This is a genomic window from Frankia sp. Allo2, assembly GCF_000733325.1.
GTDB lineage: Bacteria > Actinomycetota > Actinomycetes > Frankiales > Frankiaceae > Frankia > Frankia casuarinae.
This window is the reverse complement of record NZ_JPHT01000004.1, coordinates 159,214-174,114: the sequence shown is the minus strand read 5'-3', so window position 1 is coordinate 174,114 and position 14,901 is coordinate 159,214. Positions and strand designations below refer to the sequence as shown.

15 protein-coding genes are annotated in these 14,901 nt (G+C 71.3%); 5 read left to right on the top strand and 10 right to left on the bottom strand.

Annotated elements, in window-relative coordinates; genetic code table 11:
* Positions 1-6: 6 nt before the first annotated feature.
* From ALLO2_RS05335 to hemW, 4 genes are all read right to left on the bottom strand, one after another.
* Entirely contained in the window at positions 7-699 is a 693-nt protein-coding gene (locus tag ALLO2_RS05335) for a 16S rRNA (uracil(1498)-N(3))-methyltransferase (protein ID WP_011435710.1), read from the bottom strand.
* Between the two features lie 123 nt (positions 700-822).
* Entirely contained in the window at positions 823-1,962 is a 1,140-nt protein-coding gene (dnaJ, locus tag ALLO2_RS05330) for a molecular chaperone DnaJ (protein WP_035730067.1), read from the bottom strand.
* Positions 1,962-2,981: a heat-inducible transcriptional repressor HrcA gene (gene hrcA, locus ALLO2_RS05325; protein WP_011435708.1), complete on the bottom strand. Its 1,020-nt coding sequence runs from the start codon at positions 2,979-2,981 to the stop codon at positions 1,962-1,964. Before hrcA ends, dnaJ begins: the two co-directional genes overlap by 1 nt.
* 254 nt (positions 2,982-3,235) lie before the next feature.
* The gene (gene hemW, locus ALLO2_RS05320; RefSeq protein ID WP_011435707.1) at positions 3,236-4,471 is read right to left on the bottom strand and encodes a radical SAM family heme chaperone HemW; all 1,236 of its coding nucleotides are present in this window, start codon (positions 4,469-4,471) and stop codon (positions 3,236-3,238) included.
* Positions 4,472-4,696: 225 nt separating this feature from the next.
* On the opposite strand from hemW, the gene ALLO2_RS05315 reads away from it, so the two are divergent.
* Positions 4,697-4,861 (top strand): hypothetical protein, encoded by a 165-nt coding sequence (locus ALLO2_RS05315; protein ID WP_232234895.1) that lies wholly within the window; start codon positions 4,697-4,699, stop codon positions 4,859-4,861.
* 60 nt (positions 4,862-4,921) lie between these two features.
* Here the strand turns inward: ALLO2_RS05315 and lepA are convergent, their stop codons facing one another.
* Complete coding sequence (gene lepA, locus ALLO2_RS05310; RefSeq protein WP_035730196.1) at positions 4,922-6,766, bottom strand: translation elongation factor 4; 1,845 nt, start codon at positions 6,764-6,766, stop codon at positions 4,922-4,924.
* 342 nt (positions 6,767-7,108) lie between these two features.
* Here lepA and rpsT point away from each other — a divergent pair, with 342 nt between their 5' ends.
* Complete coding sequence (rpsT, locus tag ALLO2_RS05305; RefSeq protein ID WP_011435705.1) at positions 7,109-7,378, top strand: 30S ribosomal protein S20; 270 nt, start codon at positions 7,109-7,111, stop codon at positions 7,376-7,378.
* 79 nt (positions 7,379-7,457) lie between these two features.
* Here rpsT and ALLO2_RS23105 read toward each other — a convergent pair whose 3' ends face one another.
* The 4 genes from ALLO2_RS23105 to ALLO2_RS05285 all read right to left on the bottom strand — a co-directional run bounded on the left by ALLO2_RS23105 (position 7,458) and on the right by ALLO2_RS05285 (position 12,180).
* Entirely contained in the window at positions 7,458-7,829 is a 372-nt protein-coding gene (locus ALLO2_RS23105) for a hypothetical protein (protein ID WP_011435704.1), read from the bottom strand.
* The gene (holA, locus tag ALLO2_RS05295; RefSeq protein ID WP_035730064.1) at positions 7,826-8,830 is read right to left on the bottom strand and encodes a DNA polymerase III subunit delta; all 1,005 of its coding nucleotides are present in this window, start codon (positions 8,828-8,830) and stop codon (positions 7,826-7,828) included. Before holA ends, ALLO2_RS23105 begins: the two co-directional genes overlap by 4 nt.
* A 1-nt stretch (position 8,831) precedes the next feature.
* Positions 8,832-11,465 (bottom strand): ComEC/Rec2 family competence protein, encoded by a 2,634-nt coding sequence (locus ALLO2_RS05290; RefSeq protein WP_232234894.1) that lies wholly within the window; start codon positions 11,463-11,465, stop codon positions 8,832-8,834.
* A 7-nt stretch (positions 11,466-11,472) separates the two neighbouring features.
* Positions 11,473-12,180 (bottom strand): ComEA family DNA-binding protein, encoded by a 708-nt coding sequence (locus ALLO2_RS05285; protein WP_035730190.1) that lies wholly within the window; start codon positions 12,178-12,180, stop codon positions 11,473-11,475.
* Between the two features lie 9 nt (positions 12,181-12,189).
* Between ALLO2_RS05285 and ALLO2_RS26930 the strand changes: the two genes are divergently transcribed.
* The 3 genes from ALLO2_RS26930 (at position 12,190) to ALLO2_RS05270 (ending at position 13,807) form a co-directional block, all read left to right on the top strand.
* A complete protein-coding gene (locus ALLO2_RS26930; RefSeq protein WP_035730063.1) occupies positions 12,190-12,567 on the top strand; it encodes a hypothetical protein in 378 nt (125 codons plus the stop codon).
* A gap of 356 nt (positions 12,568-12,923) precedes the next feature.
* Positions 12,924-13,118, top strand: a complete 195-nt coding sequence (locus ALLO2_RS05275) for a ferredoxin (RefSeq protein WP_011435700.1) — start codon at positions 12,924-12,926, stop codon at positions 13,116-13,118.
* Positions 13,119-13,243: 125 nt separating this feature from the next.
* Positions 13,244-13,807, top strand: coding sequence for an HdeD family acid-resistance protein (locus tag ALLO2_RS05270; RefSeq protein ID WP_011435699.1), 564 nt, complete (start codon positions 13,244-13,246; stop codon positions 13,805-13,807).
* Between the two features lie 69 nt (positions 13,808-13,876).
* Here ALLO2_RS05270 and ALLO2_RS05265 read toward each other — a convergent pair whose 3' ends face one another.
* Entirely contained in the window at positions 13,877-14,893 is a 1,017-nt protein-coding gene (locus tag ALLO2_RS05265; RefSeq protein WP_011435698.1) for an SOS response-associated peptidase, read from the bottom strand.
* Positions 14,894-14,901: the final 8 nt, after the last annotated feature.

Below are 14,901 nucleotides of genomic sequence, written 5' to 3'. Positions count from 1 at the left end.
TATCCATCATCGCGCCGGGCCGTCCCAACGACCGAGGTCCGCGAACACGACCGCCGCGGCCACGACGCCGGCGGTGGATGTGCGCAGCACCGTCGAACCGAGCCGCGACACGATCGCTCCGGCCTCGCCCAGCGTGGCCAGTTCCAACTCGGACACCCCTCCCTCGGGGCCCACGACGAGCACCAGCTCCGCCGCCGAGGCGGCCGGAGCCACTCGCTCCGACACCTCAACCGAGCGGGCCAGGCCAACCAACGGGATGGTCGCCTCCTCGTGCAGGAGGACGGCAAGCGCCGCCGCCCGCACCCGCTCGACAACCTCCTTCAGGCCGGCCAACTCGCCCACCACCGGCCAGTGCAGTCGGTGGGACTGCTTCGACGCCTCCTCCGCGGCTCTGACCCAGCGTTCCCGGGCCCGCACGCCACGGACACCCTCCCAGCGGGCCACGGACCGGGCCGCCGACCACGGGACGATCTCGTCGACACCGACCTCGGTCAGCATCTCCACCGCCCGCTCGCCCCGATCCCCCTTGGCAAGGGCCTGCACGACAACCAGTCGGGGGCTCGGGGCCGCGGCGGCGACCCGGCGCCGGACCGCGCAGTCGATCTCATCCCGCCGGGCGGCAACGACCTCGCACTCCACCGCACGGCCGAGACCGTCGGTCACGTCGACCGGCTCCCCCGGCCGCAGCCGGCGCACCATGGCCGCATGGCGACCCTCCGGACCGGCGAGGGTGAACGAGTCCGCGATCGGCAGCGGCGACAGCCGGAACAGGGCGCTGGTCAGGATGCATCCTCTCCGCAGCGGTCACGGCCGATGACCGGGCTAACGGCCGCGGCGCGTGCCCCGCCGCCGGAATAGCCCCGCCGCGCCGCCGGCGGATCCGCCCACGACGGCCGGTGCCTCCTCGTCGCGCAGCTTCGCCAGCTCTCGTAGCAGCCGCTCCTGCTCGCCGTCCAGCTTCGTCGGAGTCTCGACGTTGATGTGGATGTGCAGATGACCGCGCCCGGCGGCCCGCAGATGCGGAACCCCGCGGCCGGCGAGCTTGATGACCTCACCGGGCTGGGTGCCGGGCTTCACGGCGATGGTCTCGGTGCCGTCGAGGGTCTCCAGCGTGGCGGAGGTGCCGAGCGCCGCCGAGGTCATCGGCAGCGGCAGCTCACAGTGCAGATCGTCGCCCTCCCGGGTGAAAACCGGGTGCTGCTTCTCGGAGACCTCGACGTAAAGGTCACCGGGCGGCCCACCGCCGGGCCCGACCTCGCCCTCGCCCGACAGCCGGATGCGCATGCCGTCCTCGACCCCGGAGGGGATCTTCACAGTGAGCGTCCGGCGCTTGCGCACCCTGCCGTCGCCGCCGCAGTCCCGGCAGGGATGCTCGATCACGGTGCCGGTACCCGAACACCGCGGACAGGGCCGGGAGGTCACCATCTGGCCGAGGAAGGAACGGGTGACCTGCTGGNCCTCGCCCCGCCCGCCGCAGGTGCCGCAGGTCGACGGGTGCGTGCCGGGAGCCGCACCGGCACCGGTACACGTCGAGCACACCGCCGCCGTGTCCACGGTGATCTCGCGCGTGGCGCCGAACGCGGTCTCGGACAGGTCGAGCTCGATGCGCAGCAGCGCGTCGTTGCCGCGCCGGACCCGGGACCGGGGCCCACGGCTCGACCCGCCGCCGAAGAAGGCGTCCATGATGTCACCGAGGCCGCCGAAACCGGCGCCGAACGGCGANCCGCCACCGCCGCTGCCACCGGGCGCGAGCGGATCGCCGCCCAGGTCGACGATCTGGCGCTTCTCCGGGTCGGAGAGCACCTCGTACGCGGCCGTGACGCCCCGGAAGCGCTGCTGTGCATCCGGATCTGGATTGACATCCGGATGCAGCTCACGGGCCAGTTTGCGGTAGGCCCGCTTGATCTCGTCGTTCGACGCTTCCCGGCGTACGCCCAGAACGGCGTAATAATCCACTGCCATCAGTCGGCACCCAAGAGTTCACCCACGTATTTGGCGACGGCCCGGACGGCCGCCATCGTCCCCGGATAGTCCATGCGCATCGGGCCGAGCACCCCCATCCCACCCAGCGCGAAGGGACCACGACCGTATCCCGTGGCCACCACCGCGGTGGACCGGAGGGCGTCCACATCCGTTTCGCGACCGATCCGTACCGTTACAGTACCGGTCTCCCGCGCCGAGCCGATGAGTTTCATCAGCACGACCTGTTCTTCTAACGCCTCAAGTATCGACCGCAACGAGTCGGCGAAGTCGACCGGGGACCGCGTGAGATTCGCCGTCCCAGCCATCGCGATGCGCTCCTCCTGCCGCTCGACCAGCGACTCCAGCACGGCACCGGCCACCGTGGTCAGGTAGGGGCGCAGCTCGGAGCGGGTGCTGTCGGGCAGGGCCGCGACGATGTCGGGGGCGTCGACCAAGCGCCGGCCGGCCAGCGCGCAGTTGAGCACGGAACGCAGCTCGCCGGCGACCTCGTCGTCAACGGGTACGAGGCTGTCGACGATACGCTGCTCGACCCGGCCGGTGTCGGTGATGAGGACCATCAGCAGGCGGTACGGGCCGAGCGTGACAACCTCGATGTGCCGGATGCTGCTGCTCGACAAGGAGGGGTACTGCACGACGGCCACCTGCCGGGTGAGCTGGGCGAGTAGCCGCACGGAGCGGCGCACCACGTCGTCCAGGTCGACGGCGCCCTCCAGGAAGCTCTGGATCGCCCGACGTTCGGCCCGGGACAGCGGCTTCACCCCCGACAACCGGTCCACGAACAACCGGTAGCCCTTGTCCGTCGGTATCCGTCCTGCGCTGGTATGAGGCTGTGTGATATACCCCTCTTCCTCCAGGGCGGACATGTCATTACGGACAGTAGCTGGCGATACACCGAGATTATGCCGCTCCGCCAGCGCCTTGGAACCCACCGGCTCGTTGCTCAGCACAAAGTCCTCAACAATCGCCCGAAGGACTTCGAGCCGCCGATCCTCCAGCACGCGGTCGCACCCCCTTCACCAGGCGGGACGTGGCCGGGCCACGGTGTGTGCAGCGGCGGACACCCAGCTTGGCACTCGGCCGCAGTGAGTGCCAAGTGTAGCCGCCTGCTCAGGTCGAAGCACAGAACATGAGCCACCCCGCGAATGACCGGTAAGGGCCCGGCGACGTCCTCGTAACGAAACGAGCATGCCGGTACCCAGGTTCCGGTCCCGCCCGATCGGGCCACCGGACGGCCGCCGGTCGGGCAGCGGCGTCAGTCGGGCAGCAGGGCTCGCACGACCGTGTCGGTGAGCAGACGACCGCGACGAGTGAGACGCACCCGGCCGAACTCCAGGGCACCGGGTTCCACCAGGCCGGACTTCGCGAGCCCGGCGGTGGCCTCCCGGCCGGGCCCGTCCAGCTCACCGACGGCCAGTCCCTCGGCCAACCGGACGCCCAGCATGACCCGCTCGACCCGGCGGGCCTGCGCGTCGAGCTCCTCCCGGGCGGCCGCGGGACTGCGCCCGGCCCCCAGCCGGGCCGCGTACTCCGCCGGATGACGCACGTTCCACCATCGCACCCCGCCGACGTGGCTGTGCGCGCCCGGACCGATCCCCCACCAGTGATCTCCGCGCCAGTACCCCAGATTGTGCCGACACCGGGTATCGGTCCCCCGCGACCAGTTGCTGACCTCGTAGCTGGTCAGGCCGGCCGCGCACAGAGCGTCATCGGCCTGCAGGTAGCGGTCGGCAAGCAGGTCGTCGTCGGGTTCGAGCAGCTCGCCCCGGCGGACCCGGCGGGACAGTTTCGTGCCCTCCTCAACCGTCAGCGCGTAGGCACTGACGTGGTCCGGGCCGAGCTGGATCGCCGCGTCCAGGCTCGCCGCCCAGTCCGCCTCCGACTCGCCCGGAGCCCCGTAGATGAGGTCCAGGCTGACCTGGTCAAAGCCCGCCTTGCGGGCCCAGCGCATCACCTCGGGCACGCGGCCAGGGGTGTGCCGCCGGTCCAGGGCGGCGAGGACGTGCGGACGGCTACTCTGCATCCCGAAGGAGATCCGGGTGTAACCGGCGGCGCGCAGCTGCTCCAGTTGCGCCGGATCCACCGACTCCGGATTCGCCTCGGTGGTGATCTCCGCGTCGGACGCCAGCCCGAACCCGTCGTCCAGGATCCGCAACAGCCGCCCGAGATCGTCCGCGGTCAACAGGGTCGGCGTGCCGCCACCGACGAAGACCGTGGAGACCACCAGCTCCTGCTCACCAAGCACGGTACGCGCGAGCCGGACCTCGCCGGTCGCGATGTCGACGAACGTCGTGAGGCCCACCGACGACACCAGGGCGCCGCCTAGGTCGGCCGCCGTGTAGGTGTTGAAGTCGCAGTAGCCGCAGCGCGCCGCGCAATAGGGCACATGCACGTAGACCCCGAACGGCCGCCGGGTCACCTCGGCCAGCGCGGCCGCCGGGAGGGCACCGTCGTCCGGCGGAAGCGAGCCGTCGGGAGGCTTTTGTGGCATGCCCCCAGTGTGCCCCCAACGTGTGCTCTCGCGGCAACGCTACGTTTGCCAACCACGCGGGCGGGCCAGGGGTGGCCACACGAGGACCACCTAGGGATAAGGCCGGAATACCCACTTCGGCGATGTTGGCCGGGTGTAATGACATTTTGTCATCGTTGGGCACAGAAGGGAAAATATGGGTGGTTCACCATGGACCGATCGACGTCGGTGCGAAAAGATCCGGTCATGGACGACGACGCCAGGGCCGTTCTCGACGAGATCTTCGAACTGCTCCCGCCCCGAACCACCGTGTACCGTTCCAGCGCCGCCGCCCCTGTCGCGGACCTGTCGTTCCCCGAACCGGCCACCGAACCGATCCGCCTCCCGGCCAGCCCCCTGCCGACCCGCTGAACGGCCGACTCACTGAACAGGCGGATGGCACCACGGTCCCGCGTCGGCCCCGCACCGGACTCACTTCACCGCCGGTTTGCCGGTGTCCGTGGACAGCGCCGCGATGAAGGCCTCCTGCGGCACCTCGACCCGACCGATCGTCTTCATCCGCTTCTTGCCCTCCTTCTGCTTCTCGAGCAGCTTGCGCTTGCGGGTGATGTCGCCGCCGTAGCACTTGGCGAGCACGTCCTTGCGGATGGCGCGGATGTTCTCCCGCGCGATGATCCGGCTGCCGATCGCAGCCTGGATCGGCACCTCGAACTGCTGGCGCGGAATCAGCTCGCGCAGCTTGGTCGTCATGGACACGCCGTAGGCGTAGGCCTTCTCACGGTGCACGATCGCCGAGAAGGCATCGACAGTCTCCCCCTGCAACAGGATGTCGACCTTCACCAGATCGGCCAACTGCTCCCCGGCCGGCTCGTAGTCGAGGCTGGCATAGCCCCGGGTCCTGGACTTCAGGGCGTCGAAGAAGTCGAAGATGATCTCACCGAGAGGCAGCGTGTACTTGAGTTCCACCCGGTCGGTCGACAGATAGTCCATCCCCTTCAGGACACCGCGCCGGCCCTGGCACAGTTCCATCACCGCCCCGACGAAGTCGGTCGGCAGCAGCAGCATCGCCTCGACGACGGGCTCGTACACCTCGGCGATCTTCCCGCCCGGCCAGTCACTGGGGTTGGTCACTATGATCTCGGAATGGTCCTCCATGACCACCCGGTAGACGACGTTCGGGGCCGTGGAGATGAGAGTGAGGTTGAACTCGCGCTCCAGCCGCTCCCGGACGATCTCCAGATGCAGCAGGCCCAGGAAGCCGCACCGGAATCCGAACCCCAATGCCGCGGAGGTTTCCGGTTCGTAGGTCAGGGCGGCGTCGTTGAGCTGAAGCTTGTCGAGAGCCTCGCGCAACGCTGGATACTCGCTGCCGTCGATCGGGTACAACCCGGAGTACACCATCGGCAACGGATCCCGATAGCCACCGAGCATCTCCGTCGCCGGCCGCCGGGTAGTGGTGATGGTGTCGCCGACCCGGGCCTGCCGGACGTCCTTGACCCCGGGGATGACGTAGCCGACCTCGCCGACCGACAGCGACCCGGTCGGATGGGGGTCCGGCGAGATGACACCTACCTCGAGGGTCTCGTGGCTCGCGCTGGTCGACATCATCAGACACCGGTCGCGGGTGGTCAGCGTGCCATCGACCACCCGCACATAGGTGATGACGCCGCGGTAGATGTCGTAGACGCTGTCGAAGATCATCGCACGAGCCGGACCGTCCGGATCGCCGACCGGGGCGGGCACCCGGCGCACGATCTCGTTGAGCAGCTCCGGCACTCCCTGGCCGGTCTTGCCGGACACGCGGAGCACCTCGCCCGGCTCGCAGCCGATGATCGCCGCGATCTCCTCGGCGTACTTCTCCGGCTGGGCCGCCGGAAGATCGATCTTGTTGAGTACGGGAACGATGGTCAGGTCGTTCTCGATCGCCAGGTACAGGTTCGCCAGGGTCTGCGCTTCGATGCCCTGGGCCGCGTCGACCAGCAGCACCGCGCCCTCGCAGGCCGCGAGCGAACGGCTCACCTCGTAACTGAAGTCAACGTGGCCCGGTGTGTCGATGAGATGCAGGATGTAGTCCCGACCATCGTCGGCCCGCCACGGCAGGCGCACGTTCTGGGCCTTGATGGTGATCCCGCGCTCGCGCTCGATGTCCATGCGGTCGAGGTACTGCGCGCGCATGTTGCGCGCCTCCACGACACCGGTCACACCAAGCATCCGATCGGCAAGAGTCGACTTGCCATGGTCGATGTGGGCGATGATGCAGAAGTTGCGGATCATCGTCGGGTCGGCGCCGGGCGCCAGGTGCGGGGCTGTGGACACGCGGAGAGTTCTCGTTTCGCTCGCGGTGATCACGGTGGAGCCGCCCGTGCCGATATCTGGGTCGACCACCTTCATCGTGCCAGGAGCCGCGCGCAACGTTGCGCCGGTGCGCCGCCGCGCGGGGGTTTGATAATCTGAGTGCCACCGTGACGGGCCGCGTCGTCGTCCGGTCATGATCTGGTCGCCATTCCGTGCGGCGCCGGTCGCCGGAGGCAGCCGGTTCTCCGCGGTACCTGCTGCTCCCAGGAGCCAGCGAGATATGCCGGATCACCGGGCACGGCCGGTACCCGTACTATGACGTGTCCGCACCACCCCGACTCGACAAATCAGAGGTTCTCCCGCGTGGCCAACATCAAGTCGCAGATCAAGCGCAACCTCACCAACGAGAAGCGGCGGCTGCGCAACAAGGCTGTGAAGTCGGAACTCAAGACGCACGTGCGTCGCTTCCGCGACGCCGTGGATGCCGGTGACGTCGAGCGCGCCGGCGAGACGCTGCGGATCGCGTCCCGCAAGCTGGACAAGGCCGTCAGCAAGGGTGTCATTCACGCCAACCAGGCCGCCAATAAGAAGTCGGCACTGGCTCGCACGCACGCCAACCTGGCCGCCAGCTGAGTCGTCTTCCTCCAGCCGGGGCGCCGCAGGCGTCCCGGCTTTTCCGCGTGCCCACCCGTCGGTCGGGCCTCTCGCCCGGTCAGAGCCCGCCGCACGGCGTGGAACGGGCTCCGGGCTGCTGTGGAGCCGGTTCCGCCGAGACCTCGTCCGGCCGGATCAGCCGCTCAAGCACTTCGTGATAGGCAACCATCGCGCCGACGGTCAGCGGGAGGACACCGACCACCCAGGCGCTCGCGAGATCACCGAGTGCGATCACCACCGTGACCAGCCCAGTCACGATCATGAGCAGCCCCCGCATCCAGCCCGCCGGTAGCACCCGCAGGCCGAACCAGCCGCCCGGCGGCGGGGCCTCGGGGTCGGCTGCCGGCTGAGGAGCCACGACGATGCCGGCACCGGCTCCCGGACCGTCAGCCGTCCCCGGACCGTCAGCCGTCCCCGGACCGTCGGTCATCCACGGCTCCCGGCCGCCCGGGCCCGCCCGACCAACCTGGCCACGGCGACCTCGCGCAACAGTTTCTCCAAGGCGTAACCGGCGTCAACCGCAGCGCCCTTGACGCCGGCGTCGGCCTCGGCGGCCGCCCGCAGGGCCTGGCCGAGACCCCGGTCCGACCATGCTCGGGCGGAGCGCTGCGCCTTCTCGACCTTCCAGTCCGGCATACCCAGGGCTCGGGCGAGATCCCACTTCGAGCCGGGACCCGCGGACGCCACCCGGGCGAGGTCACGCAGACCACCGGCAACGGCGCTGGAGACCAGTACGGCCGCGGTACCCCCCTCCAGGGACTGACGCAGCAGCGTCAACGCCTGCGGCAGGTCGCCGCCGATGATCGCGTCCGCGACGGCGAACCCGCTGGCCTCGGCCCNGCCCCNGTGGAAACGGGCCACCGCGGCCTCGTCGATCAGCCCGTCGGTGTCGGCCACGAGTTGATCGCAAACGGCGGCGAGCTCACGCAGATCACCACCGACCGCGTCGAGCAGGGCGCGCACCGCGCCGTCGCTGACCCGGCCGCCGAGATGCCGCACCTCGGCGACGACGAAATCGTGACGCTCCCGCGGCTTGGNGATCTTCGCTGCCGGCACGACCCGCGCGCCCGCGGTCTTCAGCACGTCCGCGAGTTTGCGGTTCTTCACCACGCCGCTGTGGACGACGACGAGCACGACGTCGTCGAGCGGACGAGCGATGTACTCCAACAACGCGTCACGCAGATCCTCGGCGAGGTCCTGCGCGCCGCGGACGACCATCACCCGGCCACCTCCGAACATCGAGGTGGCGCCGAGGTCGATCAGATCGGCCTCGCTGAGCTCACCGGCCGGCCGGTCGACGATCTCGACATCGGGATCACGGGCCCGAGCCGCGTCGAGAACCCCGCGCACCGCTCGACCGACGAGTAGATCCTCGTCGCCGGTGACGAGCACGAGCGGCGGCAGTGCGGAGGAGGACACGCAGGTGAGCATGTCACGATCCGCCCCCGGGCCGGCGGAGCACCACCGAGACGCGGACTCCCGCCCCCGACCCGGAGGCGGCTCCCGCCAGCGACCCGGACTCGGCGGACCCGGCGGGTGCCGCCGTGGCGACCACCGCCACCGCGCCGTCGCGGTCGGTCCGGGCGACGGCCATGCCGGACCGGCGCAGCGTCCGCAAGGTGGACGGCGCGGGATGACCATAGCTGTTCCCGGTGCCGACGCTGATCAGGGCGAATCGGGCCCCGGTCGCCGCGAGGAAGGTGGCGTCCTGATCAGCGGCGCCGTGATGGGGCACCTTGAGCACGTCGGCTCGTAGCGCCGTCCGATCCTCCGGGCTGCCGGTCAACACCCGCTGGGCCGGCGGCTCCACATCCCCGGTGAGCAGGATGGTCACCTCCCCCACCCGTGCGGAGAGCACCAGGCTCGCGTTGTTGGGATCGCTCTCGGTGCCGTGCAACACGGTGCGCGGAGCCAGGACCGTCCAAGAGACCGCCCCCACCTGTGCCCGGGAGCCGATGACGGCCGTCCGCAGCGGCACACCGGCCCGCCGGGNCCACTGTTGGACCCGGTGCCACTGGAGAACGGGNTCCCCCNGCGGACTGCCGAGTACCTCCCCCACCGGAAGCCGGCCGAGCACGGCCGGCAGCCCCTCGACGTGATCGGCGTGGAAGTGGCTGAGAATGACCACCGGTATCCGTCGCACGCCGAGGTCGGAGAGGCAGCGGGTCAGCAGGGCCGGATCGGGGCCGGCGTCGACCAGCACCGCGGTGCCCGGTCCCGCCGACAGCACGAGGGCGTCGCCCTGACCGACGTCGCAGGCGACCAGGCGCCAGCCGGGCGGCGGCCACGGCGCCAGCCGCCCGGCGACGGCGCATCGCGCCAGGAGCAGGCCGACCAGGGCCGCAGCGACCAGTCGCCGCGGCACCCGCCGCCGCAGCGTCGCCACCACGAGCCAGGCGACACCGGCGGCCACGCCCGCTCCCATCACCCCCGTGGGCCACGGCAGCGTCGCGGCAGGAAGATCGGCGCACCGGCCGGCGACCGTCACCAGCCACCAGCACGGCAGATCGGCGAGGTGCGCGAGCAGCCCGGCTGCTGACGGCGACACCGCCGCCACGACCAGCGTCAGTACTCCCAGCACGGTCGCCGGTGCGACGGCGGGCACGGCCAGGACGTTCGCGGGCACCGCCACGAGGCTCAGCCCCCCGCCGGTCCAGGCCAACACCGGGGTGCACGCCAGCTGGGCGGCGGCCGCGACGGAGAGCACCTCGGCGATTCGCGCCGGCAGCCGGCGAGCGAGCGCGTCCCGCCAGCCCGGCGCGAGAACGATCATTCCGGCCGTGGCGAGGACGGACAGCGCGAAGCCGACCGAGAGGGCGAGCGCGGGATCCGCCAGGATCAGGATGATCACGCTCGCCGCCAGGGAGGGCAGCACCGCCCTGGGACGGCCAACGGCGAGCCCGAGCAGGCCGACCAGACCCATCGCCCCGGCACGCAGCACGCTGGCCGAGGGCCGGGCGAGCACGACGAACCCGACGAGAGCGAGGGCTCCCACCGCGGCGCGCGACCGTGACCCACGCCCGGTCCATCCCATGAGGTAGAGCGCCGAGGCCGTCACGATGGCGACGTTGCTACCGGACACGGCCGTTAGATGGGACATTCCGGCGGCGCGGAAGTCCGCGCGCACCGCATCGTCGAGCCCGGAGACGTCGCCGACCACGAGGCCGGGCAGCAGCCCGCGACGCGGTTCAGGCAGTCCCCCAGCGGCTCGACGCAGCCCGGCCCGCAGCCCCCCGGCGATTCGTTGGATCATTGCGGGTCCGCCGCGGGTCCGCGGTGGGCCGTCGGCGAACAGGACGGCGGCCACGGTGTCACCGACCCGGGGTTCGGCGAGCCTGCCGGAGACGACCAGGTGCTGGCTGGGCAGCAGAGCACCCCAGCCGCCACCCCGCGCGAGCAGGACCATCGGGGCCCGGACCCGCAGATCCGCCGGTGACGCGGTAAGGCGTTCCGCCCGGACGGAGATCACGAAGGTCACGCGATCGGCGCCGCCGCCCTCTCCTCTTCCCTCTCCGGCTCCGGGCCCGGTTCCCGTCCGGACCGCGGTGGACGAGGAGGTGGCGCGGGGATCGTCGGTGACGACGACCTCGGCGGTGACCGGACGGCCATGCCGGACCAGATCGGCGAGCGGGCCGCTGTCACGCGGACGAGCCGCCAGTCCACCCGCGAGAAACCCGGCGGCCAGGAAGACGAGGGCCGTGAGCACGACGACAGTGCCGCCGGAGCACCGCCCAACGCCCCGGGTGAGCGGCGCGCTGCGCGGCTGCGACTGCGACTGCGACGGACGAGACGCGCCCGTAGCCGCCTCGGCCCGAGCGCCGCCCGGTCCCGGGCGAGTCGGCCGACCACCCCGCGGACGGACCTGGAGCAGCAGGAACATCGGAGCCGCGACGAGCACCGCACCGGCGGCGCCCAGCAACGGAACGGACGGCGGCCAGGTGCCGGCACCCGCCGCGCCAGCCCAGGCCATGACCGCCGGGCCCACCAGCCGGGCGTCCATGGGACGGGAAGCCCCGGACGGCCGTTCCGGCAGCGCGAGTCCGGTCTCCATCCCGACGTCGACCACTGGAACGTCAAACCTTCAGCAATGGCAGCAGATCGGCCAGCCGCTTGTCGCCGACTCCGGTCACCTCCGCCAGCTGCTCGGGCGACCGGAAGGGCCCGTGCGCCGTGCGCCACTCGACGATGCGGCGAGCCAGCACAGGCCCCACCCCGGGCAGACCGTCAAGCTCCTCGGCGGTCGCGGCATTCAGGTCGATCGGACCGGTCGCCGCGGTGGAACCGGCGGACCCGAGGCCAGTACCCGCAGGTTGCCCGGCCGCCGTTCCGGGCCGCGCCGGGCCGGGCTTGCCGTCGACGAGGACCTGTTCTCCGTCGACCAGCAACCGGGCCAGGGCGAGGCCGGTCGTGTCGGTGCCCGGGAGCACTCCCCCGGCGCGTTCGATCGCATCCACCACGCGCGCGCCCGCCGGGAGCCGGACGACCCCCGGCCGGGCCACCCGGCCGGCGACGTCGACCACCACCTCGCCGCTCGCCCCGGTGCGGGCGGCCCTGGCCGTCGGTGCCGAAGTCACGCTCGTATCCGTGGCGGAGGTGGCCCCGTGGTCCGAGTGGTCCGACCGGGCGTTGCCAGCCGCCGCCGACTCCCCCGTCCGGGGGGTATCGACCTCGGAGGAGGCGAGCGGCACCGGGCGGTGCTGCCAGGAGAACCAGGCGGTCATGAGCGCGGCGGCGAGGGCGACCAACGCGAGAACGAGGGCGGCCCGGGCGGCCGGCGCCACCACGATGCCATGCAGCGTAGCCGGAAGCCGCCTGCGGATGACGCCGACCAGATCGCCCCGTGGAACTCCCGGCGCCGGCCGGCCGGCCGATGGCCCGCGATCAGGTCCCCGGCCGCCCTCGTCCTCGCCATCGTCCATCTCGCGCCCCGCACGGGGGTGGACCAGACGGGAGTGGACCGGACGGCGCCGATCCGTTCGGCCGGCGACCAGCCGGCCAAGATCGGCCCCTTCCGCCGCGAGCTCGTCCGCGACCCATCCGCCGGCGGCCCGGTCCTCATCAAGGAACACGCCCTCGCGAATCCCGAACAGGTCGGACTCGTCGCCACCGATCTCCTGCTCGTCCTCGGTGAACGTGGCGTCACGAACGCGGCGGGATCCACCAGCTGAGCCGTCCGCTGGGGGGTCCGGCGGACGCAGCGGCACGGTGGCGTCGTCCGACGGCAGCAGGTCCAGCGATGGCCATCGCGACGAAACGGACGTTTCAGGCGGAAATGCGTGGACGGGGAAACGCGGCGACGGGGCCGACAGCGGGTACCCGGGACCAGGGGTGGATTCGACCATGGCTGGACCGTAGATCGATCACGGCGGCTCCCGCTCCGCTCGCCGCCGTCCTGTGGACAGCCGCCCGTCGTCCACAGCCCCCGCCCAGTGGCCTGCCGGGGTCCCGGTTCTGTCGCAGCCACGGGCTCGGCGGTAAGGTCCGCTCGACACTGATTGTGGGAGCACCACTGGGAGGTGCGCCGATGCGCGTGACTGTCGACTACGACCGCTGCGCGAGCAGCGGAACCTGTGTCCGTCTCGTCCCGAACGTGTTCGAGATCCGCGACGACGGCTTCCTCTACCTCCTCGACGAGGAACCCGACGACGCCAGGTGGGACGACATCCAAGAGGCTGTTGACTCCTGCCCGACCGAGGCGATCAGCATCTCCGACAGCTGATCACGACGTGGCGGTCGGCCGGGAGAGTGAGTCGCGGTAGCGACTCGCCGGAACCGGGTAGAGACCTTCTGGCGAGAGCGGCCCGCGCGTATCCGGGCGGAGCCCCGACCCGGGGAGGTGCCTCGATGGCCACGATCTACCGGCAGCACCGNCGTCAGCAAGCCCCCAGCGCGCTGTGGCCGGCGTTGCTCCTGCTCGGTGCGGCGGTCACCGTGCTGGGACTTCTGCTGATCACGAACCCCTTCGCGACAGCCCGCACGCTGGCGGTCCTCGCCGGGGTGGCACTCGTGCTCTCCGGTATCAGCGAGACGATCGCCGCGGTCCGGTCGGAGAACACTGCGGGGACCGCCCTGTTCGGGATCATGCTTGCGCTCGGCGGCGTCATCGTGCTGCTGTGGCCGGGAGTCACCCTCCGAGTCGTCGCACTGCTCGTCGGCGCGATACTGATCATCACCGGGGTCGTCCGGGCCCTGGTGACCTGGGCGAGCAGATCCTCGCGCGGGACCGGCCGCGGCATCGCCGGTCCGCTCGCCTTGGCCGCGCTCAGTGTCGTCCTCGGCGTGCTGGCGCTGACCTGGCCGGGAACGACGATCATGGTACTAGCGGTGATCTTCGGAATCCAACTGATCGTCACCGGTGTCACCGAGATCGCGCTCGGGCTCGCGCTTCGCCCGCACGGTCACTCCTGACCTCCGGCGACCATCCGTTCTCCGGATTTCCGGCGGATCAACCCGCGATTGCCGAGCGCGCCCGCCGAGTCACCCGCCTCCCGGCCCCGCGGCGGTGCCTTTGCCCGGGGCATTGACGGGGGTATCGACCGGGTCATGGACGGGGTCATGGACCGGGTCGATGCCGAACGACGACAGATCGACGGTGCCGCCCGCCCGCGTGGACGGACCGGTACCACCGCCGACGGAACCACCGGACCGCTCCGGGTCCACCGCGAGAGCCGTCCGCCCGCCCGCCTGCGCGACGGCCGCGGCGACCACCGGATCGATCTCGACGGGATCGATGAGATGACGACCCTTGTTCCGGACACTGCCCACCTCGGCCGCGACCGGATGCGCCGCGACCACCCCGGCCGGAGCCGGCCGCAGCAGCGAGGCGAACGCGGCGGGATCGCGGACCGAGGGATCCATCCAGCGATCCCAGGCGGCCTCGGGCAGGATCACCGGCGAGCGGTCGTGCAGGAACTCCAGCCCCGCGGCGGCCCCGGTCGTGAGGATCGTGAAGGTCACCAGCGGGGCCTCACCCCGGCGCCAGACCTCGTAGAGACCCGCGAACGCGAAGATCCCGCCGGTCGCGGGATGGCCCGCGGGACGGATGTAGAAGGGTTGCCCCCGCCGCGAGCCACCACCCGGATGAAACCACTCGTAGAAACCGGTCGCCGGGACGAGGCAGCGCCGTGCGGCGAAGGCCGATCGGAACGCCGGCTTGGTCGCCGCCGTCTCCGACCGCGCATTGATCATCTTTGCCCCGATCGTCCGCTCCTTGGCCCAGGACGGCACCAACCCCCAGGTCGCGAGGCGAAGGACCCGCTCGGTCCGGGCGGCAGCCGGCGGCTTCCCGGCCGGGTGCCGGCCGGCCGGAGGGAGGTGCGCCTCACCCCGAAGAGCGCCGTCCGGGAGCTCACGCGGCTCGGCGATGACGATCGGCATCGCCGAGGTGGGCGCCACGTTGTAGTTCTCCGCCACCCCGCCGGCAGTCTCGTCGCGAGCGGACATCGCCGCGGCGAGGTCGTCGGTCTTCAGCTTCTGGGTGTACCGACCGCACATGGCGCCAG